This window comes from Serratia sp. BNK-17, from assembly GCF_048684935.1.
Taxonomy (GTDB): Bacteria; Pseudomonadota; Gammaproteobacteria; order Enterobacterales; family Enterobacteriaceae; genus Serratia; species Serratia nematodiphila.
The window spans coordinates 4,579,502-4,601,024 of record NZ_JBLQTR010000001.1 but is presented as its reverse complement, the minus strand read 5'-3'; the positions used below and the strand labels follow the sequence as shown (position 1 = coordinate 4,601,024).

27 protein-coding genes and 1 pseudogene are annotated in these 21,523 nt (G+C 54.0%); 21 read left to right on the top strand and 7 right to left on the bottom strand.

Annotation, left to right across the window (positions count from 1 at the left end; genetic code table 11):
- Positions 1 to 28 precede the first annotated feature (28 nt).
- The 15 genes from ACMGF7_RS21925 to umuC all read left to right on the top strand — a co-directional run bounded on the left by ACMGF7_RS21925 (position 29) and on the right by umuC (position 13,472).
- On the top strand, positions 29 to 388 hold the full coding sequence (locus tag ACMGF7_RS21925; RefSeq protein ID WP_380692121.1) for a GPW/gp25 family protein: 360 nt from the start codon (positions 29 to 31) through the stop codon (positions 386 to 388).
- The gene (locus ACMGF7_RS21920) at positions 363 to 1,277 is read left to right on the top strand and encodes a baseplate assembly protein (RefSeq protein WP_380692120.1); all 915 of its coding nucleotides are present in this window, start codon (positions 363 to 365) and stop codon (positions 1,275 to 1,277) included. The genes ACMGF7_RS21925 and ACMGF7_RS21920 overlap by 26 nt, the downstream gene beginning before the upstream one ends.
- Positions 1,267 to 2,397, top strand: coding sequence for a phage tail protein I (locus ACMGF7_RS21915; protein ID WP_420286666.1), 1,131 nt, complete (start codon positions 1,267 to 1,269; stop codon positions 2,395 to 2,397). Before ACMGF7_RS21920 ends, ACMGF7_RS21915 begins: the two co-directional genes overlap by 11 nt.
- The gene (locus ACMGF7_RS21910) at positions 2,397 to 3,743 is read left to right on the top strand and encodes a phage tail protein (RefSeq protein WP_420286664.1); all 1,347 of its coding nucleotides are present in this window, start codon (positions 2,397 to 2,399) and stop codon (positions 3,741 to 3,743) included. Before ACMGF7_RS21915 ends, ACMGF7_RS21910 begins: the two co-directional genes overlap by 1 nt.
- Positions 3,740 to 4,471 (top strand): tail fiber assembly protein, encoded by a 732-nt coding sequence (locus ACMGF7_RS21905; protein WP_420286662.1) that lies wholly within the window; start codon positions 3,740 to 3,742, stop codon positions 4,469 to 4,471. The genes ACMGF7_RS21910 and ACMGF7_RS21905 overlap by 4 nt, the downstream gene beginning before the upstream one ends.
- A gap of 49 nt (positions 4,472 to 4,520) precedes the next feature.
- A complete protein-coding gene (locus ACMGF7_RS21900) occupies positions 4,521 to 6,062 on the top strand; it encodes a phage tail sheath C-terminal domain-containing protein (protein WP_420286660.1) in 1,542 nt (513 codons plus the stop codon).
- A complete protein-coding gene (locus ACMGF7_RS21895; RefSeq protein ID WP_380692115.1) occupies positions 6,059 to 6,565 on the top strand; it encodes a phage major tail tube protein in 507 nt (168 codons plus the stop codon). The genes ACMGF7_RS21900 and ACMGF7_RS21895 overlap by 4 nt, the downstream gene beginning before the upstream one ends.
- A 56-nt stretch (positions 6,566 to 6,621) precedes the next feature.
- Positions 6,622 to 6,921 (top strand): phage tail assembly protein, encoded by a 300-nt coding sequence (locus ACMGF7_RS21890; RefSeq protein WP_197763118.1) that lies wholly within the window; start codon positions 6,622 to 6,624, stop codon positions 6,919 to 6,921.
- Positions 6,922 to 7,023: 102 nt separating this feature from the next.
- Positions 7,024 to 8,643, top strand: coding sequence for a hypothetical protein (locus ACMGF7_RS21885; protein WP_420279541.1), 1,620 nt, complete (start codon positions 7,024 to 7,026; stop codon positions 8,641 to 8,643).
- Entirely contained in the window at positions 8,643 to 9,101 is a 459-nt protein-coding gene (locus ACMGF7_RS21880; protein WP_049232666.1) for a phage tail protein, read from the top strand. The genes ACMGF7_RS21885 and ACMGF7_RS21880 overlap by 1 nt, the downstream gene beginning before the upstream one ends.
- Positions 9,076 to 9,291, top strand: a complete 216-nt coding sequence (locus ACMGF7_RS21875) for a tail protein X (RefSeq protein ID WP_085337420.1) — start codon at positions 9,076 to 9,078, stop codon at positions 9,289 to 9,291. Before ACMGF7_RS21880 ends, ACMGF7_RS21875 begins: the two co-directional genes overlap by 26 nt.
- Before the next feature lie 3 nt (positions 9,292 to 9,294).
- The gene (locus ACMGF7_RS21870) at positions 9,295 to 10,416 is read left to right on the top strand and encodes a contractile injection system protein, VgrG/Pvc8 family (RefSeq protein ID WP_420286658.1); all 1,122 of its coding nucleotides are present in this window, start codon (positions 9,295 to 9,297) and stop codon (positions 10,414 to 10,416) included.
- 23 nt (positions 10,417 to 10,439) lie between these two features.
- Positions 10,440 to 11,135, top strand: a complete 696-nt coding sequence (locus ACMGF7_RS21865; protein ID WP_420286656.1) for a hypothetical protein — start codon at positions 10,440 to 10,442, stop codon at positions 11,133 to 11,135.
- Between the two features lie 646 nt (positions 11,136 to 11,781).
- Complete coding sequence (gene umuD, locus ACMGF7_RS21860) at positions 11,782 to 12,204, top strand: translesion error-prone DNA polymerase V autoproteolytic subunit (RefSeq protein ID WP_420286654.1); 423 nt, start codon at positions 11,782 to 11,784, stop codon at positions 12,202 to 12,204.
- Entirely contained in the window at positions 12,204 to 13,472 is a 1,269-nt protein-coding gene (umuC, locus tag ACMGF7_RS21855) for a translesion error-prone DNA polymerase V subunit UmuC (RefSeq protein ID WP_265260056.1), read from the top strand. The genes umuD and umuC overlap by 1 nt, the downstream gene beginning before the upstream one ends.
- Before the next feature lie 127 nt (positions 13,473 to 13,599).
- On the opposite strand, the gene ACMGF7_RS21850 is transcribed toward umuC, so the two are convergent.
- Positions 13,600 to 14,478 carry a LysR family transcriptional regulator gene (locus ACMGF7_RS21850; protein ID WP_420286651.1) on the bottom strand — a complete coding sequence of 293 codons (879 nt, stop codon included), beginning with the start codon at positions 14,476 to 14,478 and terminating at the stop codon, positions 13,600 to 13,602.
- A 111-nt stretch (positions 14,479 to 14,589) separates the two neighbouring features.
- Here ACMGF7_RS21850 and eamB point away from each other — a divergent pair, with 111 nt between their 5' ends.
- Positions 14,590 to 15,177: a cysteine/O-acetylserine transporter gene (eamB, locus tag ACMGF7_RS21845; protein WP_395277722.1), complete on the top strand. Its 588-nt coding sequence runs from the start codon at positions 14,590 to 14,592 to the stop codon at positions 15,175 to 15,177.
- 393 nt (positions 15,178 to 15,570) lie between these two features.
- Positions 15,571 to 15,738: pseudogene (locus tag ACMGF7_RS21840) on the top strand (isocitrate/isopropylmalate family dehydrogenase); the annotation flags it as partial.
- A gap of 84 nt (positions 15,739 to 15,822) precedes the next feature.
- On the opposite strand, the gene uspF reads toward ACMGF7_RS21840, so the two are convergent.
- On the bottom strand, positions 15,823 to 16,278 hold the full coding sequence (gene uspF, locus ACMGF7_RS21835; RefSeq protein ID WP_004941216.1) for a universal stress protein UspF: 456 nt from the start codon (positions 16,276 to 16,278) through the stop codon (positions 15,823 to 15,825).
- Between the two features lie 342 nt (positions 16,279 to 16,620).
- On the opposite strand from uspF, the gene ACMGF7_RS21830 reads away from it, so the two are divergent.
- Both ACMGF7_RS21830 and ACMGF7_RS21825 read left to right on the top strand, forming a co-directional pair.
- Positions 16,621 to 16,959, top strand: a complete 339-nt coding sequence (locus ACMGF7_RS21830) for a hypothetical protein (RefSeq protein ID WP_049208761.1) — start codon at positions 16,621 to 16,623, stop codon at positions 16,957 to 16,959.
- Positions 16,960 to 17,075: 116 nt separating this feature from the next.
- On the top strand, positions 17,076 to 17,474 hold the full coding sequence (locus ACMGF7_RS21825) for a hypothetical protein (protein WP_152903399.1): 399 nt from the start codon (positions 17,076 to 17,078) through the stop codon (positions 17,472 to 17,474).
- Between the two features lie 221 nt (positions 17,475 to 17,695).
- On the opposite strand, the gene ACMGF7_RS21820 is transcribed toward ACMGF7_RS21825, so the two are convergent.
- Complete coding sequence (locus ACMGF7_RS21820) at positions 17,696 to 17,986, bottom strand: hypothetical protein (protein WP_015377616.1); 291 nt, start codon at positions 17,984 to 17,986, stop codon at positions 17,696 to 17,698.
- A 146-nt stretch (positions 17,987 to 18,132) separates the two neighbouring features.
- Here ACMGF7_RS21820 and ACMGF7_RS21815 point away from each other — a divergent pair, with 146 nt between their 5' ends.
- Positions 18,133 to 18,552, top strand: a complete 420-nt coding sequence (locus ACMGF7_RS21815; RefSeq protein ID WP_015377617.1) for a GNAT family N-acetyltransferase — start codon at positions 18,133 to 18,135, stop codon at positions 18,550 to 18,552.
- Here ACMGF7_RS21815 and ACMGF7_RS21810 read toward each other — a convergent pair.
- Positions 18,549 to 18,761, bottom strand: a complete 213-nt coding sequence (locus ACMGF7_RS21810) for a hypothetical protein (protein ID WP_015377618.1) — start codon at positions 18,759 to 18,761, stop codon at positions 18,549 to 18,551. The two genes, ACMGF7_RS21815 and ACMGF7_RS21810, sit on opposite strands and share 4 nt — an antisense overlap.
- 92 nt (positions 18,762 to 18,853) lie before the next feature.
- Positions 18,854 to 19,969, bottom strand: a complete 1,116-nt coding sequence (locus ACMGF7_RS21805; RefSeq protein WP_033640590.1) for an AI-2E family transporter — start codon at positions 19,967 to 19,969, stop codon at positions 18,854 to 18,856.
- Positions 19,970 to 20,263: 294 nt separating this feature from the next.
- On the opposite strand from ACMGF7_RS21805, the gene ACMGF7_RS21800 reads away from it, so the two are divergent.
- The gene (locus tag ACMGF7_RS21800) at positions 20,264 to 20,401 is read left to right on the top strand and encodes a hypothetical protein (RefSeq protein WP_004941229.1); all 138 of its coding nucleotides are present in this window, start codon (positions 20,264 to 20,266) and stop codon (positions 20,399 to 20,401) included.
- An 85-nt stretch (positions 20,402 to 20,486) separates the two neighbouring features.
- Here the strand turns inward: ACMGF7_RS21800 and ACMGF7_RS21795 are convergent, their stop codons facing one another.
- Together ACMGF7_RS21795 and ACMGF7_RS21790 are read right to left on the bottom strand one after the other, a co-directional pair.
- Positions 20,487 to 20,696, bottom strand: a complete 210-nt coding sequence (locus ACMGF7_RS21795) for a tautomerase family protein (RefSeq protein WP_049240215.1) — start codon at positions 20,694 to 20,696, stop codon at positions 20,487 to 20,489.
- Between the two features lie 17 nt (positions 20,697 to 20,713).
- Entirely contained in the window at positions 20,714 to 21,454 is a 741-nt protein-coding gene (locus ACMGF7_RS21790) for an SDR family NAD(P)-dependent oxidoreductase (RefSeq protein WP_015377621.1), read from the bottom strand.
- Positions 21,455 to 21,523 lie beyond the last annotated feature (69 nt).

The following is a 21,523-nucleotide window of genomic DNA, read 5'->3' as shown; positions in this document are numbered from 1 at the left end:
CTCCGGCGGGTTTTTTTATGGGGGCAATATGCAGGGAGTTAATGCGGCCAGCGGTAAGCATCTGGCCGGGACAGCGCACCTGCGCCAGTCCGTCTTTGACATTCTGACAACGCCGATCGGTAGTCGCGTTCTGGTGCGGGATTACGGGAGCCGCCTGTTAGACCTGGTGGACAATCCCCAGGACGAAAGCACACGCGTGCATATCATCGCAGCGACTGCCGGCGCCCTGGCTCGCTGGGAGCCACGCCTGCAGGTTAAATCGGTGACGGTGCAGTTTTCCGGCTCCGGGCAATTTGACCTGACGATTTACGGCATCAACACAGAAACGGGCTACCCGATCACCCTGAAGGAGCTAACGATAAATGGCGACCAATTCCGCAACGATTAACCTGTCGGAGCTGCCCGTACCCGATGCGGTAAAGATGCCCGATCCGGCGCTGATTTTTGCCGGCTGGCTGGCGCGGCTCCGTGAGCTGGACCCGGTTTATGATGCCTTGCTGGAGTCTGACCCCGTTTTTAAACAAGGGGAAGTCCTGGCGTATCACTCAACGCTGATCCGCCAGGGCATGAATGACTCCATTCGGGCTGTATTGCTGGCCAGCGCGAAAGGGAATGACCTTGACCAGATCGGCGCCAACTTTGATGTGGAGCGGCTGCTGATAAAGCCCGGCGATCCGAGTGCGGTCCCGCCGGTTGAACCGGTATTCGAAGACGACGAGGCATTTCGTACCCGAATACAGCTGGCCTGGTCCCGTTTAAGTACCGCCGGCGCCGAAAATGCGTATACGTTTTTTGCCGCGTCTGCCGATCCCGATGTGCTCGACGTCCGCGCATACGGCCCTGAAGATCACCAGCTTCTCGGCGAGGTCTATCTCTATGTGTTGTCCCGCACCAACGGGGGGATCCCTTCGGCCGAGGTGCTGAAGAAGGTCGCCGAGGCGGTCAATAAAAAAGAGGTTCGGCCGCTGACCGATTTTGTCACGGTAAAGCCGGCGGAACTGGTGGATTTTGAAGTGACCGCAGATATCCAGATCCCCTACGGCCCGGACACTGACACGGTGATGAAAGCGGCGGAGGATGCGCTGGACAAGTACCTGGCCATTGTTCACCGCCTCGGCCGGCTGGTTTCGCGTTCGGCCATAGACCGTGCCTTACATCAGCCCGGGATAGTGACGGTAAAGCTGCTTTCACCTGCTGCAGATATCAGCATGGCAATGGGGCAGGCGCCGCGATGCTCAAAAGTCACGCTGCGTAAGGTGATCATCAATGCCGAATAAATTTAAAACGTTACTCCCGCCCAATGCCATTCCGGCAGAGCGCGCGCTTGAGCAGGCGACAATTGAAGAGGTGCTCTCTATCCCGGACCTGATCCGGATAGTGAAAAACCCGGCGTTATGTCCAGTTGAACTGCTGCCGTGGCTGGCGTGGGAGTTCAGCGTAGACACCTGGAACACGGATTGGACGGAGGAGGAGAAACGGGCGGCTATTGCTCGTGCTGCCTATATCCATCGGCATAGAGGTACGCGGGCGGCGATCGAAATGTCGTTGTCCTCCTCGCCGTTCGCCAGCGATGTTATCGAGTGGTTTGAAAAGACGCCACGGGGGGAGCCTTACACGTTCTCTCTTGAGGTGACGCAGGACGACCGGCCGATCACGTTGGGCGATGTGCAGGACCTGAAAAGCGCGGTGATGAAAGGTAAGAATTTGCGCTCCTGGTTCGATGTGACATTTAAGGGGAACCTGGACGGTAAGGCGATTTTAGCCGGCTACATGATTGCGTCGGAGTCTATCCAGATTTTGCAGCCGTTTGAATTTATCGGTGTGCATATCAATGGCTGGATGACGTCAAATTTTACCCCGACGACATCATTTAAGGGCGCAACCTATACCCTCTCGGCGCAAGGCAATTTTGGCCTGATAACCTGGCGGGCGGATGGCCCGGCTACGGTGGCGTCTGACGGAACGGTAACCATTACGGGTCCGGGGAAAGTGTCAATCATTGCAACTGACGCCAAAGGCCGCGAACTGGTACACACGATTAATCCGCGTCTTTATCTCATACCAACCCCCGAGCGTATGTATCAGGCCGATATGCCTGCTTTTCTGGCGTCGAACAACGGCCGCTGGCCACATGAAAAAGAGTTATCGCTAAAGAGCAACGAATTTGCTCCGCGAGGTGATGGTGCGCTGTGGAACGAGTGGGGAAACATGGTGGTGTATGGATGGCTGCAAGATAACACAGACCGGCATTTGTATGTCACAGACACCCCGGGAAGACCAAATCCAGAGAGTACCCGGTGGGCCATTATTTTGCAGTATGGCCGAGGGAAAAATCTGGGGCTGACTAACCCGGACAGATATTGCACGGCCGCCGTAATTGAACTGGAGAGTGAATAATGGCAGCAGGATTAATTTTAACCGCCGTCGGGGCCGAGGCGATAGAGGCGGCCTATCAGGCCGGTGAGGTGGTCACTATCCCGATCGTCGCGTTCGGTGATGGTGGCGGGGCCTCTGTGACCCCTGACCCTGCCGTAACCAAACTGGTCAATAAATTTGGGGATGTGCCCTTTACGCAGGGGGAATCGGGTAGCGGCATGATTGCCGGCCAGGCGGTGATTAACGCCCGTAAGCACCCGGGTAAAGTGGTTCGGGAGTTTGGGCTGATGAGTAGCGCCGGCGTTCTGATTGCCTATGGCGCCTATCCAGACACCTACTTACCGGAACAAAATGACTCGATCGTAAAAGAGCTGGTGGTGAACTTTGCTATGCCGCTGGTACATGCCGAAAGCGTGGTGCTCGAGATTGACCCCAATATTTCGGTGCTGACGATTGAAGAGGCTGATGCCCGCTATCTCTTCAGGAAGGGCGACACAGCGACGGGGGATCTAGGCGCCCCAATGTTCCAGGCAAACGGCACGAACGGCATACCGGCCGGCGCAGGCATGTACAAGGAGCAATTGGACAACCACGCCCCATTTTATTCGCCTGATTATCACTGGTCCGTGACACCTGGAAGCACTTATATCCCCCTGGTTAAAGGGCGAGGGACTCGAAAAGGCAAAGGGTGGCCGACGGCCGTTAGCTTTGGCTACCTTATGCCGGGTACAGATATGCACGCTCATCCTGTTATCCACGCAATCGGTGATAGCGGGATGGAGTGTATTTGGGAGTTTGATACACAGAGCGGGGGGCTGAGAAGTAAAGCGGGTACGTTCGCGATAGAGGAGCTGCAGCCGATCGTTCCGCTGCCTTTTTCCGGCGATACACCGCCGCCAGGCTATGCCTTCATGCTGGGGCAAACCTTTGATAAAAACGTCTATCAGCGAACGGCGCAAGCGTATCCCGGAGGATTTCTCCCTGATATGCGCAGTTTGACGATTATGGGGAAACCTGATGATCGCGCCGTATTGTCCTGGGCTGAGGGGCAGGTTAAGAGCCACGGCCACAGCGGGGAAGTTATGGGCGAAAATCTTGGTTCGAAAGAGACAACGCCAAATGGTGCTTTTCAACCAAGGATTAGGGCTTATTCATCCAATACAGCCCTTGAAGGTGGAACAAGTGAACGTTTCTCTTTCACTTTACATAATGCCTATGCCGATTTTGATCTCGTTGAAGCATCTCCGAATCACACCCACTGGCTTGATCTCGGCTGGCACGGCCACGGCCTGCGCATCGATGCGTTCGGCGCCGCAAAAAACACCGTCGATAACATCGCCTTTAACTACATCGTGAGGCTTGCATGACTGATAGTTTTGAATTTTCTGATAGCCCGCGCTGGGTATGGGTTTACCGTTTTGATGATGCCGGCATTTTCACCGGGTCGCTCAACTTTTACGTTGCGCCGCATACCGGCTTACCGGCGAATTGCACGCCTGTGAAGTGCAGCCCGAAAGCTGGCCAGGCGGGAATATGGAACGGGGAAGGCTGGAAGTATGTGGCCGACGTGCGCGGCGCTACATATTGGGATGAACAGGGCCGGCCGTTTGTCATGATGGAGCTGGCCGCATTTCCTGAGTGGGCAGTAACCGAAGCGCCGCCGGCGCCTGAACCTGGCCACGTTGTGTTGTATACCGCCGGCGCCTGGCAGCAAATTGAGGACCGTTCAGGGCAGACGTATTACACCGCCGACGGGAGTCCCCAGGTGGTTCCCAATGCTTATTTTGTCCTCCCTCCTGATTGCACCTTTACCGCGCCGGCGTCGCAATGGGACCGTTGGGACGGTGAGCAATGGGTAACGGATACGGATGCTATGAAACGGGCCGCCGTAGAACAAGCGGCGGTAACGAGGCTGCAGCTGCGGCAGCAGGCAGATCGGCAAATCGAATTGCTAAACGATGCAGCAGAAACGGGAATTGCTGCCGCCGGCGATGAGCAGCGCCTGGCTGCGTGGAAGAAATACCGCGTGATGTTGAGCCGTATCAGCCTCGACAAGGCCCCAGATGTTCCCTGGCCACCATTGCCAGCTGAATAACCCCCTCCCTTGACCGCCGCCGGCGGTTTTTTTATGCCTGGAGATAACAATGGCAGAATTACATGGTGTTGAAACGATAGAGCTGAATAGCGGATCTGTTGCTGTGACGACGATTCAGACCGCGATTATCGGCCTGGTGGGAACGGCGCCGAACGCGTCGAAAGGCTCGCCGGCCAGTGTGACGAGCGGAACGCCGTTACTGGATAACGAGCTGGTATTCAAAGCGGTAGACCCTGGCCGCCAGGGTAATCAGTACAGTGTTAAGGCCGTCGCCGGCGACGCAGGCGTGAAAACCTCGGCCAGCTATGCGGCCGGCGTGCTGTCGATCATCTTGGCTGCAGATGATAAAGGCGTAGTGACTGCGACGACTGCCGACGTGGTGACAGCGGTGAATGCCGTAGCCGATAGCAAAATTAAGGCCGAAGAAACGACGGCGGCGGGGATTGTGGCGCCATTCACGGCCCTGTTAACCGGCGGGACCGATGAGCCGTTTCCTGTCAATACGCCCGTGGCCGTCATTGGGGGGACTCAACTAAGCGCCCTCGGTGCTGGTGGTACGCTGGGCGAGGCGATCACGGATATCACCGATCAAACGAACGCGCTGATCATTGTCGTGCGAGCGGCGGATGACGCGGAGGGTAAAGCCGCTGCGGTGCTGAGCACGGAAAAGGGCGCGAAGTTAACGACCGAAGGCGGAGCAAAATTGCTCACTGAACAGAAATTTTCGGTGGATCCAGATGTGCGGGCCAACCTGATCGCCGCAATGGCCGCCTGGTCGCAAAGTGAATCAATCACCGGCTACCGTCCACGCATTTTGATTGCCCCGGGGTTTAGTGAAGATGACGTGATCGGGAAGGCCCTGGAGACGGCCGCAAATAAATTGCGCGCGGTGGCTTATGTTGATTGTGAGTCGATGGCCACGCCGCAAGAAGTTGTGACCCGCCGGCAGATGTACGGCGCCCGGGTTGAGCTGTTACGTCCCCGCGTCTCGAAAGTGAAGGCCAACGGTGAGATCGTATTTCGTCCTTACTCCGCCTGTGCGGCCGGCCTGCGCGCCAAAATCGACCTGGAAAAGGGCTGGTGGTGGAGTAAGTCGAATCAGCCGATCGCCAATATTCTCGGCGTTGAACAGGTTGACGAGTTTATTCTCGGCGATCGCAACTGCCAGGCGAACCTCCTGAATATGGAAAACGTCGCAACCATTATCCGCCGTGATGGTTTTCGCCATTGGGGGAACCGCCTTTGTATCAAGCATCCGCAATGGCAATTTGAGTCTGTGCGCCGAACGGCTGACGTTATCGAGGACAGCATTCAGGAGACTGTATTGCTGTACGTCGATCGCCCGCTGGACCTTGAAAACATCGATGACATCCTTGGAACGATTAACTCCTACATGCGCACACTGACCAAGCTCAAAGCCATTTTTGGCGGGCGCGCCTGGCTGGATGAGGAGCTGAACACTGCCGAAACCCTGGCGGCCGGCGAAGTCTATATCGATTACGATTTTGGGCCGAAGTCGCCGACGGAACGGATCACGATGCGGGTCCGCATTAACAACAAATATGCTGTAGAGGAGCTGGGGACTGTATGAGCCAACAAACAACGTTAAGGGCCTGGACGTTTTTCGCCGGCGGTTTCCGTATTCAGGGCGCGCACGAGTATACGCCGCCGGAACTGTCGATCGTTAAAACGGACCTGCGCACCGGCGCGCAGGACGCGCCGACGCCGATGGATGACGGCATGGAGGCGCTCACCTGCCAGATCAAGTTTTACGGCATCGATGCGGACATGTTGTCCCGCTTTGGTTTTGTGACGGGCAACCGTAACCGCTTTGCGGCTTACGAGGGCTATCTCAGCAACGGCGGGGCGCTGGGGTCGATTGACGAGATTGAGGGCTTTGTCTCGAAGATCACCCCTGACGCCCGGGACAATCAAACGCTGTCTGAGAAGGCGACAACGGTCGAAATCGCGATCAACTACTACAAGCAAACCCTTGAAGGCCGGGAGCTGTTCGAAATCGACACAGAGCGCTTTATTCGCCGCGTGAACGGCGTGGATCAGCTGCGCGGTATCGCCGCCAAAATCCGCCTTTAAACCTTTCCTTATCGCTGACAAGCGGCCTCCGGGCCGCTTTTTTATTGGAGTTTTTTATGAGCTATCCAGCCAATACGAAAGAAATCAAGTTTTACTCCCCGCTGACCCTCGAAAACGGCAGCCAGTTAACGAGTGTGCTCATGCGGGAGCCTCTGGTTCGTGACCGTATTGAGTTCTCCCGGATGAAAGGGAATGACCTGGAGAATGAAGTGGCCATGATCGCGAACCTTTGCAATATGAACGTTGCTGACGTTGGCCGCCTGACTTCAGCGGACTTCTCCCAGTTGGAGGACATGTTTAACGATTTTTTGCTGCCGCCCGACAAGCGAGAGAAATCGACATCCAGCGAGGGCTAAGGCTCCTGGGGCGCCGGCTGCATTACACGCTGGGCGACTGGCTGAACATGCCATTCAGCGTGTTTAGCGATTTTCTGGTGCTTGAAGTGGAGATAATCAATCGTGGCCGGACTTAGCCAGAAATTAAAGGCCGTTATCAGTTTCGGCGGCAATATCGACTCCTCCTGGGGCCGTTCTACGGACGGCCTGAAAAAGGGATTGAGTTCTGTAGAAAAACAGTCTGAAAAGCTGGGCAAGCAACAGAAGGCGCTTGCGCTGGAAATGAAGAAGGCGAAGTTAGCCGGCAAAGATATCTCCGGGTTGAAACGCGACTATGCCGGCGTGACGCGCGAGATAAAAAAAGCGGATGCCGCTCAGGAGGCCTTTAACCGTGATTTGCAGCGCGCCGAACGCCTGCGCCGCTTCGGTGCCGGCGCAAAAACGGCGGTCGGCCGCACGCTGAAAGCGGGGATCGGGATGACGCTCGGCGGTGGCGCGCTGGCTGCCGCTGCCGGCGCGATCCTTTCCCCTGTGAACATGAATGCCCGGACCGCTGAAGCCGTCGGCAAAGCGAAAACCTATGGCGTGGGCATCGAGACGTATAACGCCTGGGACAGCTTCGGAAAGCAAATGGGGCTGAACGGTGAAAACTTCGGGGACCTCCTCGAGGAGCTGAAGAACAAAGCCGGCGAATATAAGGCGACCGGGGAGCAATCCTCGCTTAACGATGCTTTCAAGATGCTGAAATTTGGCGCCGGCGACTTTGCCGGCCTGACCAATGAGCAGCAGTTTGAGAAGATCATGGAGCGTGCGCTAACCCATAAAGACGAGCAGGAAGCGGCGTCCGCTGTTGATATGTTGATGGGCGGCGAGGCGAACAAAATCCTGACGTACATGCGCCTGACCGGTAAGAGCTACAAAGAGCTGATGGATCAGCAGAAGCGTTACAACCTGGTGACGAAAGAAGGCGCAGATGGCGCCATTCGCGGCAATATCGCGTTTAGCAATCTGCGCAGCGTGTGGGGGTCGGCCGTTGAGGAAATCGCCGGCAAGCTGGGCGGATCATTGGCGCCGAAAGTGACGCAGCTGGCGGACGAGCTTTCCGCCTGGTTCAAAAATGGCGGCATAGAAATTATCTCCACCACGATCAGGAACAAATGGATCCCGAACCTGGTGGAGTTCGCCAACGGCATCATGACCGTAACAAAGCTGTTTCTGGCCATTGCCCGCCGTTTGTCCTGGCTTTTACCTAACGAGCAGAGCGACAAAAAAGCCATAGTGCGCTCACTCGGGAGCGGTGACATTGCCGGCGCGCGTGATTTTGCGCAGTCGCACGGGCTAGGTTCCTGGCTTGAGTCAATTCTGGCAGACCCGGAGAAGCAAAAGACCCTGCAGGGGATTTACCGCGATACGCAATATTCCGTGACCTCTGAACGCGTATTCAGCCCGGGCGAATATTGGGACAAGGCGGACGATCGGATGTTAGCCGCAATCGGTGAGACGGATAAGGGCGATGATCCATTAGATGGCGCGTTTGCTTTCCTTTCATCGCTGACCAATCAGGGCGCTGCCGGCGACAAGCCCACGATGACGGACAATCGCCGGCAAGAGGTGAATATGACGGTGATCGCTCAACCTGGCCAGGATGCGCAGGCGGTGGCGGATAGCGCGGTTTCATCACTGAAAAACATGGACGTGTTCAACGGCAATAATGCGATGTATGACCCTGCGGAGGCCTGGTAATGGTAGACATTATCGGCACGATCACCGGCGCCTATTCAGCCAGGCAGCCGGCAGACAGCGCCAGCATCATGATGATGCTCGGCAATTTTGAATTTTCCATCGATACGGCGACGTATAACCAGCTGACGCGTGAGGCCCGTTGGCGCTGGAGTGAGCAGGAACGGATCGGCCGGCAGGACTTACTGCAGTACACAGGGAAATCGGCGCGGTCCGTCAAAATGGACGGAGAGGCGCACTCACAGTTTAGGAACGGCGTGGCCAGTATCGATGCGCTGTATGACCTGGCTGACAAGGCGGAGCCTCAGCAGTTGGTGAGCAGCGCCGGCGATGTATTGGGCTGGTGGGTCATTACCGATTTTACCGACACGACGCCGGCGTTTCTGCCTGGTGGCGCTCCCCGCAAGAAAACCTACTCGATCACGATAAAACACTATGCCGACGAATTATCTAACCCGTGAGGGCGATGTGCTGGATGCCGTCTGTGCGGCTCACTATGGCACGGAGAACCTTTCCCAAACCGTTGTAACGGTTTTGGATGCAAATCGCGAACTGGCGGCCCTGGGGGCCGTCTATCCGGCGGGGATAGTCATCACCTTGCCAGACATTGAGACGCCGACGCCAGAATCGCCGATACAGCTATGGGATTAATCGATGCAACAAAAACAGCCGGCCGAATTTCGGCCAGAATTTCGCATAACTGCAGAGGGGCGAGATATTACCGCGATTCTGCGAGAAAACCTGGTTGATCTCAGCCTGACCGATAACGGTGGCGCCACTGGCAAGGCTGACGAGCTGCAGATCACTCTCCTGTCTGAAACCCTAAAACTACCGCCAAAGGGCGCCCGCCTCCGGGTTTCCCTGGGATTCAATGGCCAACTGGTCGACAAGGGCTGGTTTGTTGTATCCGGCCGCGCCAGCAGCGGGCCGCCGCGAAAAATCGTGCTGTATGCCACTGCAGCCCCTATGAATGCACAAAAGCAACCCGGAGACGTACAGAGCCAGAAAAGCCGCAGCTGGGACGCTGTGACACTCGGGGACATTGTGACGACGGTCGCAAAGGATAACGGACTGATCCCGAAGGTTGCCGAGCAGCTGGCCAGCATTGCGATCGAGCATATCGATCAGGTGCGAGAGTCTGACGCCGCGCTGATGACTCGCCTGGCGCGAACGTATAACGCGGTTAGCAAGCCTGCCGGCGGCTATTGGCTATTCCTGGAACAAGGAGAGGCGACGACCGCGAGCGGGCGCCGGCTTACCAATGTGACGATCACCCGGGAGGCGCTGACATCGTGGAGTTATTCAGATGGCCAGCGCGGCGCTACCACAGAAAAGCCAGCGAAGACGGCGGACGGCAAAGGCAAAAAGGGCAAGGTGAGCGTTGCATACTACGACGCCGCCGACGGCCGGACTAAAACGCAATCACTCGAGCATAACGGGCCTGACCAGGCTAACCCGTTCACGCAGCCGAGCAAGGCCCAGGCTGATAGCAGCGCCAAAGCCAAAATGACGAAGGCCAACCGTAACGAGCGGAGAATGACGCTGAGCGGCCCGGGACGGCCGCAGTACGTCCCGTTAACGGCAGAGACTCGGATAACAACAGCCGGTTTTGGTGAAGAGGAGGATCGCACCTGGTTAATTGAGTCCCTGGCGTTCTCGTTGAACAGCTCCGGCCTGACGATGGCGTTTAACCTGGTCACTGATATTAAACCGCAGGCAGGCAGTAAGGCGGCCAAGAAAGAAAATAAAGCTGATGGCATAGGCTATTATAATTAACGTTATTCGCGGAAGGATAAATAATGGAAAGGTTAAATCGTGCCCGTACTGCTCAACAAATAAAGTCAGGTGTTATAAATAGTCGAGACGATGAATTATCGTTGTCAATCTCTAAACTGCCACCTACCGATAAATTAAAACTCTCTGCTTTGGTTCCTGTAGTTAACAATGGGGTGACTGAGGCAGCAAAAATACAAGACATCACTGATTTACTTGGTGGCGGGGGGCCTGGTGATATCACGTTAGACCCTAGTGCGAATAATCTGCTGAGTAAGAGTGATGCGGGACTTCTGTTAGACCGTTACAAGGCCCCTTGCGTAGGCATTACTGGCACGTATGTAAGTACCGGCGCGGGGCCTGATTTCACTCAGGATAACGCGTTTAGTGAAACGGGGGGGATTTGGCGAGTCAAGAATACGGTAATGCTTAGCCGAGTGCCAAGTACGGCCAGCGGCGCGGTCATCATTGATATCACCTTGGGTAAAATACCGTGTGACACGTCAGGGATACCATTGCAATACACGTTAAGCGTGGGGGCAACAAATAAAAGGGTCGGAGGGGTTTGGCGTCAGCATTCTGTCATGATATTGGCTATTGTTGGTGCTCCCGTTAAATTAATGGATGTAGCGTCCGGCGCTTTAGAAGATTACAAGGAGGGAATTGCGTGGAATGTCAGCATTAAATATACGTTTGGGGACATGGCTCAATCGGTACCATAATTACATTGAAGTTTATAAAGAAAAAGAGGCTGATAATCTGCCTCTTTTAGTATCCTTGGTGCTGGTGGATTTTTTATCTTTTAATCATACCAATAAATATCGTTCGGATAATGTTTCTGAATCTTGTCGCAGCACGTCTTAAAATTGATGGTGGCTTGCACTTCTCACAGTAGCTCGGTTCGCCGTTTGCCCAACCGGTGGTTTCAGTTATCCATAACCCGCACGTTCTGCAAAACGTCATGTTGTGTGCAGACATGATACACCTCCATATGAAAATCATTATTAATGGTGCGTGTATTATCTTGGAGTTGCAAATGGGTATTGCCGATCAATTAGTTGCAGATTGATCGTTGAAAACGATCGCTTACGATTAGCCAGGTGACTACCAGGCTTGTCTGTACATGGAAATGCCTCGGTAGGGGCCACAGAACTACAGTTGTGTTGGGGGAACGTATAATGGCTTCAGTTTTTATCGTGCTTGTGTACTTAATTCACGTAGGCCAAATACTGGTAGAACTTCATCTTCATTCATCAAAACTATCTTTCTTTACCGATCAATATCCTACCTATCTAACAAAAATCCGAACTTTCCCCCGTCAAAATCTTGCGTATATACTGTATAAAAACACAGTGACAAGGCAACATTATGACTTTCTTTTATCCAACACCAAACCCAACCAAGCTCAAAATCCCGCTGTTCGCCGATAAGGTGCCGGCGGGGTTTCCCAGCCCCGCAGCAGATTACGTCAGCTCGCGCATCGATCTGAACGAGTACTGTATCAGCCATCCCAATGCGACCTATTTTCTCTATGCGACAGGTGATTCCATGCTTGAGGCCGGCATCACTGAGGGCTCTATGCTTGTGGTTGATCGTAGCATCAGCCCCTCTCATGGCGATATTGTGATTGCCAACATAGCCGGCGAGTTCACCGTGAAGCGCCTCTGTTTGCATCCTCGCGCGCAATTGGAACCCATGAACCCCAAGTATGAGCCGATCCTGCTTCATGACGGCGGCGACGATCTGGAGGTGATGGGTGTTGTCGTATCTTCGATAACGAGGCTCAAGTGATGTATGCGCTTGCTGATGTGAACAGCTTCTACGCGAGCTGCGAAACGTTGTGGCGACCAGATCTGCGAGGGCGTCCTGTTGTCGTTCTGTCGAATAACGACGGATGTGTCGTAGCCAGGAGCAAGGAAGCGAAGGCGTTAGGGTTAAAGATGGGAGAACCCTATTTCAAAATTAAGCGGGAATTTGAGCGAGCTGGGGGCATCGCGTTCAGCAGCAACTATGAGTTATACGCAGACATGTCTCAGCGTGTGATGGCTGTTTTAGAAGAGATGGCACCTCGCGTGGAAGTGTATTCAATTGACGAAAGTTTCCTTGATCTGACTGGCGTTCGTAACTGCATTGATCTGGATACTTTCGGTCGTCAGGTGAGGGCCAAGGTACTGCGCAACACAGGGCTAACTGTAGGTGTTGGCATTGCCCAAACCAAGACGTTAGCCAAGCTGGCAAACTTCGCGGCGAAGAAGTGGAACAAGACCGGTGGAGTAGTGGATCTATCCAATGAAGGGCGCCAGCGCAAATTGATGAGCTTCGTGTCTGTCGATGAGGTCTGGGGTATCGGACGCCGGATATCGAAAAAGCTCAACATGATGGGGATTGAAACGGCACTACAGCTGGCCGATGCAAGCACTGCGATGATCCGCAAGCATTTCAGCGTTGTCATTGAGCGAACGGTGCGTGAGCTACGTGGTCAGCCTTGTCTCGAGCTGGAGGAGTTTGCGCCGACAAAACAACAAATCATCTGCAGCCGTAGCTTCGGTGACCGGATCACCGAGTATGACCAGATGCATCAGGCTATTTGCATGTACGCGACGCGTGCAGCGGAGAAGCTGAGGGAGGAGCATCAGTATTGCCGGCATGTCAGCGCGTGGCTCAAAACCAGCCCATTTGCCATCAATGAGGAATACTACGGCAACACCGCAAGCATAAAACTGAGCGTACCCACACAGGATACTCGCGACATTATCGCCGCGGCTATGCGTTGCCTTGATGCGATTTGGCAACCCGGTCATCGGTATCAAAAAGGCGGCGTGATGCTGCAGGATTTTTACAGTCAGGGCGTGGCTCAGTTGGTGTTGTTCGATGAGAACAAACCACGGCATAACAGCGAGCAACTGATGGGTGTACTTGATCGGATCAATAACTCGGGCAGGGCCCAGCTATGGTTCGCTGGGCAAGGGGCACACCAGTCGTGGTCAATGAAGCGTGAGCTACTTTCACCGGCATACACGACACGGCTAAGTGACCTTCCACGCGCTCGGGTGTACTAAACCAGAGACAAAATTTCATCTGGCAGTCAGCTTTGAGCGAGGAGCGGAAGTTCGCAATTGCTCCGCCTTTGAGGACGTATTTTTGCTGACGAGCATCAGAACACGTCTACAAAGATGATAAGTGAACCTAACGACCCAGACATTCCTGCATACAGTCAATGAAAATTTTCATCGCCGGGCTTAATGTTCTGCCAGCATGGTGAGCGCAAAGAGCAGTAATTGACAATGAGGGAGTTGAGAAAGGAAGCTCTTTCAGTTCACCGGATTCGAGTTCGCGCAACACGCTAAATCGCGGCAAAAATGAAATGCCAAGATTTCCGGCTACGCATTTTTTTATGCTCTCAATACTCCACAGTTCAATCGTGTTGTCTAATGTGATCTTTCTTTCACGAAGGGTGGATTCGAAAATCTGCCTGAAAACACACTGAGGCTCATTGATAATGAAGCTTACCGGAATATGCTGTTCAATCTGGGTAAAATCGAAATCAGGGAATTGCGGGGATGCAACAAGTACTAATTCCTGTTGTCCGAAATACTCCATCTGTAATGCTTCATCATGTCCCACACGGTAAAACACGCCCAGATCGGTATTATCGTTAAGCAGCGAATCTCTGATCACATAGCAATTAACAGATTGCAGTGACAAGCGTACCTTCGGCGCTTTTAACCTGAACAGTCTTAAAACCTCGGGCATTTTGTATGCCAGTAATGTCTCTCCAACCATCACTCGCAAGTCACCAGCAACGATCTCTTCACTGGTGGAAATCTGGCGTATTCCTTCCAGTACGCGCGTCAGCTCGCGTACTTGCGGTAAGAGTAATTTTCCAGCCGGTGTGAGCGCCATCCGCCTGCCCACTTTTTCAAAGACTGGGTAAGAGAGTTCCTGTTCAAGCTGTTGAATCTGAAAGGTCACGGTTGACTGAGTGCAGCATAGCTTACGTGCGGCTTGAGCGAAAGATCCCTCTTCAACAATCGTTTTAAACGTAATGAATCGACGCAGATCCATAAAGCTTCCTCAAACGTAAACATCTAAATATTGAAACTGTGACTTTAAAAACATTCGCTTTTTTGAATGTTTTTGCCTGGCTACTATGCTCCGGTAACAAGGAGAAGACAAGTGACACCAACAATCATTAGTGGTTTTTTGACATATACATTGATTACCGCGTTAACACCCGGACCGAATAACATCCTGGCGCTTAGCTCAGTGAATCAATATGGTTTTCGGAATAGCCTTCGTACATTGGCAGGAATGAGTGCAGGTTTTTTGGCGCTTATGCTGGTCTGCGGCGCCTTTACCTTTAGTTTGATCAGCATACTGCCGTCAGCAACCCGCTGGCTGGTGTGGGCTGGTGCTGCGTATATCCTTTGGCTCGCATGGCGCATTGCTAACAGTTCATCAGACAGCTCTGAGAACGCAACTCAACCACTCAGTTTTTGGGTGAGTTTCTGGCTTCAGTTTGCCAACGTTAAAATTATTCTTTATGGCATTACCGCCCTGTCTGCATTTGTTTTGCCGTATACGCAGAATGTTTTATGGGTTACTGCCGTTAGTATCCTACTTGCCATCATAGGTTGCTTAGGGAATCTGGTCTGGGCTCTGGCTGGTCATATGTTCCAGTCACTGTTTCACAAACATGGCCGGTTAGTTAATCGCATTCTGGCGCTTTTACTGGTTTATTGCGCTGTCAGGATGTTCTTCTGACAAGTCTGAATGAAGCAAAACTACTGCAAAATTGCCCTCATTAATGGATATATTCGTGCGGGCAATGTCCTCTCTTGGCACCGAGCGGACTGTCAGATTGGCTCTGGAGATTAGCTGTGTCAGATTCAAGTTGGGGCTAGTACACTTGATTGAGGCATGGTTGAAATTATTCATCTGCATTTTCCCATGCTTCCCGCGGCATTTCCTCGATAGCCGCTCTGGCCGCGGGTGTACCGTTGCCCACATGACGGTGAGCGTAGTCAAAGGCGTTATCAAAACCAGATAAACATTAGTTATAATCATAGACTTACGAATTGCCTAAAATGATACAATCACATAAATGAAATGTGGTTTTTATTATTATATTCAATTGGTTATGATAAAGACTGCAATCTAATGTTGCGCCACATGGGCTGGTTCGAAGCGGCTGACCTGATCGTTAAAGGCATGGAAGGCGCCATCGCCGCCAAGACCGTGACCTATGACTTCGAACGCCTGATGGAAGGTGCTAAACTGCTGAAATGTTCAGAGTTTGGCGACGCTATCGTAAAACACATGTAATGGTGTTGAAGCGTTAAATGAGAACGGGAGCCTTAGGGCTCCCGTTTTTTTACGGTTCAAATATGTGTGAGGTGTCGGACAGGTTCACTGAGTGGCGTTAGCCGATTCACGCACCACCAGCACCGGGCAATTGGCGTGGCGGACGACGGCGGTGGCATTGGAGCCGAGGAGATAAGTGATCGCAGAAGGGCGGTTGGAACCCATCACGATAATCTCCGCGTTGAGCGCATCGGCGAGCTCCAGGATCTGATCTTTGGGATCGCCGACGGCAACGTGCGTGGTCACTCTATCTTCAGGCACGCTGAATTCTTTGGCCGCTTTTGCCAGCCCCTCGGTTGCTACCGCAATGATTTCGTCTTTGGTTTCTATCGCCGCCGTGGCGGCAAAGCCGAAAGCGGCATAGGTGGCGCGCGACGGGATCACCGCCAGGAAATGGACGTGGGAGTCTTCGAGCCTGGCGAGCGCGTTGACATGCGGGATGACCTGCTGTGTTAATTCCGGCTCGGTAATATCGACTGGAACCAGGATAGTTTTATACATACTCCCTCCTTATCGTTTTCAAAAAACTCCACTTTTTGGATTATAGCTGCCCGAGGCAGGGAAAACGGCGATCGGTATGGCAGAACCAAAGAAATTGGTCGCCAAAAGGTAAGGTATGCGGAAATCGCAGGCGTGGCTAGGGGGAGAAGCAGTTACAGTCAGTATATTTGGTGGCGGAGTGAGAACGGGTCTTGGGATCCTCGTTTTTAACCTTTCTTATGCCTGCGATGTAGTGTCAGACATGCTACAACCCCTATCGTTTTCTCGATTTTCAACTCTGCTGTAGAGTTTATGTGTCGCTGAGATGAATGCGATAACATCAAAAATTACAAGGGGTTAAATATGTACGCTACAGAAACGCACTTCTTGGACAATGGCTATGTTTTCAACATTCCGCCGGTTCCCTACCGCCGTCGCATTGCGGTTCCATTGCTTTTAGCCGTAGCTAAAGGTGGGAAGTCACGTGCTAAACACAAGGTGATTTTTAATGGCGTAAATGTGGCGGAAGCCGCTGCTGCCGGCATTGTTATTCCCGGTGCCCCATCAATGGGAGATACAGGAACTAATAGCTGGAATGGATACATTCAGGCTAATGAATCTGTTTCTATTCAAGGGGTCGGTGAAACAAATGATGGTGGCCAAACGCCAAAATGCATCACTGTTTTGATCGGCGCTGAGTAATGCTAACGAAATAGTCAAACTGGCCGGCTGAATGATAGCGGTCAGTAGTGAATTGTTATCGGCAAGTATTGAGTCGTTGCCCGATGACCAAATGGATATTTGAAAGGGGTAATACCATGAGCGAGCAAGTGATTGAGTTTAGCTTTGACACCATTGCGATGCAGGACAACGCGGGGGCCTCTTTAGCGGAACTGCAATGTCATTATAAAGTCGACGGCGTTGAAGTCTGGAAGAACTACGTGGAGCTTTACAAGTTCAATGACGACGAGATGTTTGGCAACTATAGCGCAAGCATGTTGGCAATCCCCATTGACGCCAATGGAAAGCCGCTTCCGACGGACGTCTATCTACAAGTCCATGGCGTTAATGAGCGTCAGCTTCTGAGCGCCGCTGTTTGCGTCCATGGCGAGTGCGTTGGGTTCCAGGATATTGTGGGGGGTGAAGTCCGGCAGCGTGACGGTGTTTGGGGGCCGACAGTGCAGGCAAACTATACCCGACTCACCAAACAGGCCTGATGGCTAACCAGGTGATGGGCATAAATTGACTGAACCTATTCACCCTGCAGCCACTCTTGAGGAGTGGCTTTTGCGTTGGGGTACTTCACCTCGATGTATCGTCTCGGTCTGGTTTCTAATACTGTCGCCGTGTCATTGCTGTCTGTCTGAGGTCTCACGTATTCCAATTTGTGCCGGGACTCTTCGTTTTCAGCACGCCCTGCTGCTGTAGGCCGGTACTCTTACCGATACATCATCGCGCTCACGCGCTCGCTTCGGTCTTTAAAACCGTTGCTGCGCATCGTGACCACATAGTAGCGATAGTGATGTTTCTGTGCGTATTCGCGCACCAGATCTTCGGCGAACAGGCCGCTGAAGGTGACGGTGGTGACAAACGTCAGCCCTTTCACTTCGTAGGTGCTGATCTCTTGCGGGGTGCCGATATACGGCGGCGGGAACACGGTTTTGTGGAACTGGCAGCCCGCCAGCAGCAGGGTAAACAGCAGGGCGGCGGGTATTTGCGGTATGCTCATCGGGAAAAGCTTTCCTTCCTTGGCGTGTGTTTTAGTAACTCTATAATAGGATTACAAAATTCGGCGGGGATGTAAAAATTATCCCGCTTCGGTTGCCGTTTCGTTGAAGCGGTGTCGCCGCCCCCCATCAGAATGAAGGGATAAACATGTTTGTTCGTCTTGCCACTGAAACCGATGTCGCAGCCCTGATCGCCCTCGACAGCGTCGCCGAACACGAACCGCAGCGCGCGGCGCAGATCCGGGCCTGGTGCGGGCAGGGGGATTGCTATCTTGCCGAGGAACAGGACGTGGTGATGGGCTATGGCGTACTGCACTATCACTTCTTCGGCTGCGGTTTTATCGAGATGCTGATGGTCGGCGAGCGCTATCGCCGCCGGGGCGTCGGGCAGGCGTTGATTACGGCATTGAAGTCCCATTGCCGACACCCGAAGCTGTTCACTTCCACCAATCGTTCCAACCTGCCGATGCAGCGGCTGCTGCTGAACGCCGGATTTGTCGCCAGCGGCCAGATTGACAATCTCGATGACGGCGATCCGGAGCAGGTCTTTTTTATCCCGCTGCGCTAATACAGTCGGACATCGACCGCCTGCTGTTGCAGCCAGGTGCTGACGTAGCCATAAGCGGCATAGAAGGCCAGCAGCGCGAAGATCAGCACCGAAAGCGAGGCCAAAAATTTGACGTCGCCGTGCTTCGAAAGCTGGTAAGCACAAAAGATAAAGGCCAGCAGGCACAGCAGGGTGAAGGCGATGGCCAGCGTGGCGTAGAAAATAAGCATAACGAAACCCGTTCTTCCTTGTGAGCCTGGCAAGGATACCACAGACAAAAAAGGGGCCCAAACGGGCCCCTGCGTGATTCGCTGCGGGAGGTTTACTCCACCGCGTCGGGATGGTTTTTGCCTTCCTCGATAAATTCTTCGTCGATCTCTTCGATGTTCTCCTCGCTGTCGCGGCCGGACAGGATGTTCCAGCAGGCGATGAACAGCGCGGCGATCAAGGGGCCGATGACGAAGCCGTTGATGCCGTAGATCTCCATGCCGCCCAGGGTGGAGATCAGGATCAGGTAGTCCGGCATTTTGGTGTCTTTGCCCACCAGAAGCGGGCGCAGGATGTTGTCCACCAGGCCGATCACCACCACGAAGAACACTACCAGGAAAATGGCTTTCCACAGCATGCCGGTGGCGAAGAAGTAGATCACCGCCGGCACCCAGATGATGGCGGAGCCCACGGCCGGGATGATCGACAGGAATGCCATCAGCGCGCCCCACAGCAGGCTGCCGTCGATGCCGGTAAAGTAAAACGCCAGCCCGCCGAGCGCGCCTTGCACCACGGCGACCACCACCGTGCCCTTGACGGTGGCGCGGGAGACGGCGGCGAACTTGACGAACAGGTGGTGTTTCACGTGCTGGGAGAGCGGCAGCGCTTCGAGCGCCAGGTTCACCAGATAGGGGCCGTCTTTCAGCAGGAAGAACAGCAGATAGAGCATCACGCCGAAGCCGACGACGAAGTTGAAGGTGCCCTTGCCGATCAGGAACACGCTGCCCGCCAGATATTGCCCGCCCTTGAGCGCCACCTCGGAAAGCTGCTTTTGGATCTCGGCGGCGCTGTTGAGGTTATGCTCCGCCAGGAAGCGCTGCGCCCAGCCGGGCAGGTGGCGCATAAAGTCCGCCAGCATGGTCGGCAATTGGCTGTTGTTGGTCTGCAGCTTGGTGTAGATCACGTTGAATTCCATCGCCAGCGACGAGGCGATGATCGCCAACGGCGTGAACACGATCAGGCAAATCAGCGCCACCGTCAGCAGCGACACCACGCCGTTGCGTTCGCCGACGTACTGCTTCAACTTCTTTTTCACCGGATGGAAAATCACCGCCAGAATAACCGCCCACAGCACCGAGGAGTAATAAGGCCCCAGCACGTCGAGAAAAGCGGCGGTAACGATGAACAGGATCAGAATAAAGAATCCCTTGGAAATGCCTTTAGACATCATAGTCGTCCCTCAAAAGATGAATTTTCAGCATAGATGAACTGAATGAAAACAACACTATCATCACCTTTGCTTAACCGGTAGGGGATTTTTAGTGGCGTATTCCATAGGGTTATTAAGGGCAAGGCGGGCGCCGCACGGTGAACAGGCGGCGGCGTGAGAAAATAAAGAGGGCTAAATAATTAACAAAATTTATCGATTGTGTTTCATTTTGTGAGCCGCGCTTGCCGCCTGCGCCAGGCTTTCCTAGTTTTTAGGAGGGCGGCCGTTCGCCCGATACCACGAAGGAGTATGCAAATGACTGAACACAAACGACTTGCCGTTATCGAAAAGGTGCTGCTGATCGCTTTCGCCGGCGTGCTGGTTTATCTTGCCGCGACCGGCGCCTTGTCATTATCGGGTCTGGACCATCACTGGCCTTATCCTTCGCGCTGAGCGTGATTGATCTCACCACGCAGACCCGATAACGATAACTAGCAGCTGTACCCTACGACACTGGATCCCCAGAATAAATCGCCCGTCATTCGCCTCGTTCTTTGGCGCGCAGGGCGGTGACGCTCTCTCCGCCGACGCCCCAGTTGTCGGTGGCTACCTCGTCAATCACCACGAAAGTGGTGTGGCGTGGCTTATTCAGCACCCGTTCCAGCAGCATAGTGGTTCCCTCGATCAGCATGCGCTTTTGCGCGGCGCTGACCCCTTCGTCGGTCACTTTAATGTTGACGTATGGCATGGCGTTTCTCCCCGGTTTCACCAGACGCCGGCGGTGGCGCCGCCGTCAACCGCGAGCGCCGCGCCGGTAACGAAATTGGCGTCGGTCAGATACAGCACCGCATCGACGATGTCCTGCGGCTGGCCGACGCGGCCGGTTGGCGCCAGTTGCCGCATCTGCGCCAGGCTCTGTTCATCATTTTGATGCATCGGCGTGGCGATGATGCCGGGCGCCACGGCGTTGACCATCACGTTGTGCGGCGCTAACTCCAATGCCAGCTCGCGCACGGCGTGGTTAAGGCCGCCTTTAATCAGCACCGGCAGCAAAGCGGGCACTTTGCTGTTGGGCTGCATGGCGATCGACGCGGTGATGGCGACGATGTGGCCGGCGCCGCGTTGCTGCATATGCCGGGCGGCGGCCTGCGCCGGGTAGAAGAAGCCTTTCAGATTGGTTGCCACCATCGCGTCGACCTCCTCCGGCGTATAGTCGGCGATCGGCTTGGCGATAAATATGCCGGCGTTATTGATGAGAATATCTACCTGACCAAAAGCCTGTATCGCCAGGCTGAACAACCGCTCGGCGGTTTCCGGCAGCGCAATGTCTCCCGGCGCCAGCAGCAGATTGGCCGGGCGGCCGAGTTTGTCCGCCGCCGCCTGCAGCCGTTCAAGCGAACGGGCGTTTGCGACAACCTGATAGCCGCGCGCCAGGTAGGCTTGCGCGATGGCGAAGCCCAAGCCGCTCGATGCGCCCGTGACGATGACCGTTTTTACTTTGCTCATTTTCTCTCCTCGACAGGATAGGGATTGATCGTACGTGAACGGTAATCCATACCTGATGATTGAAAAATG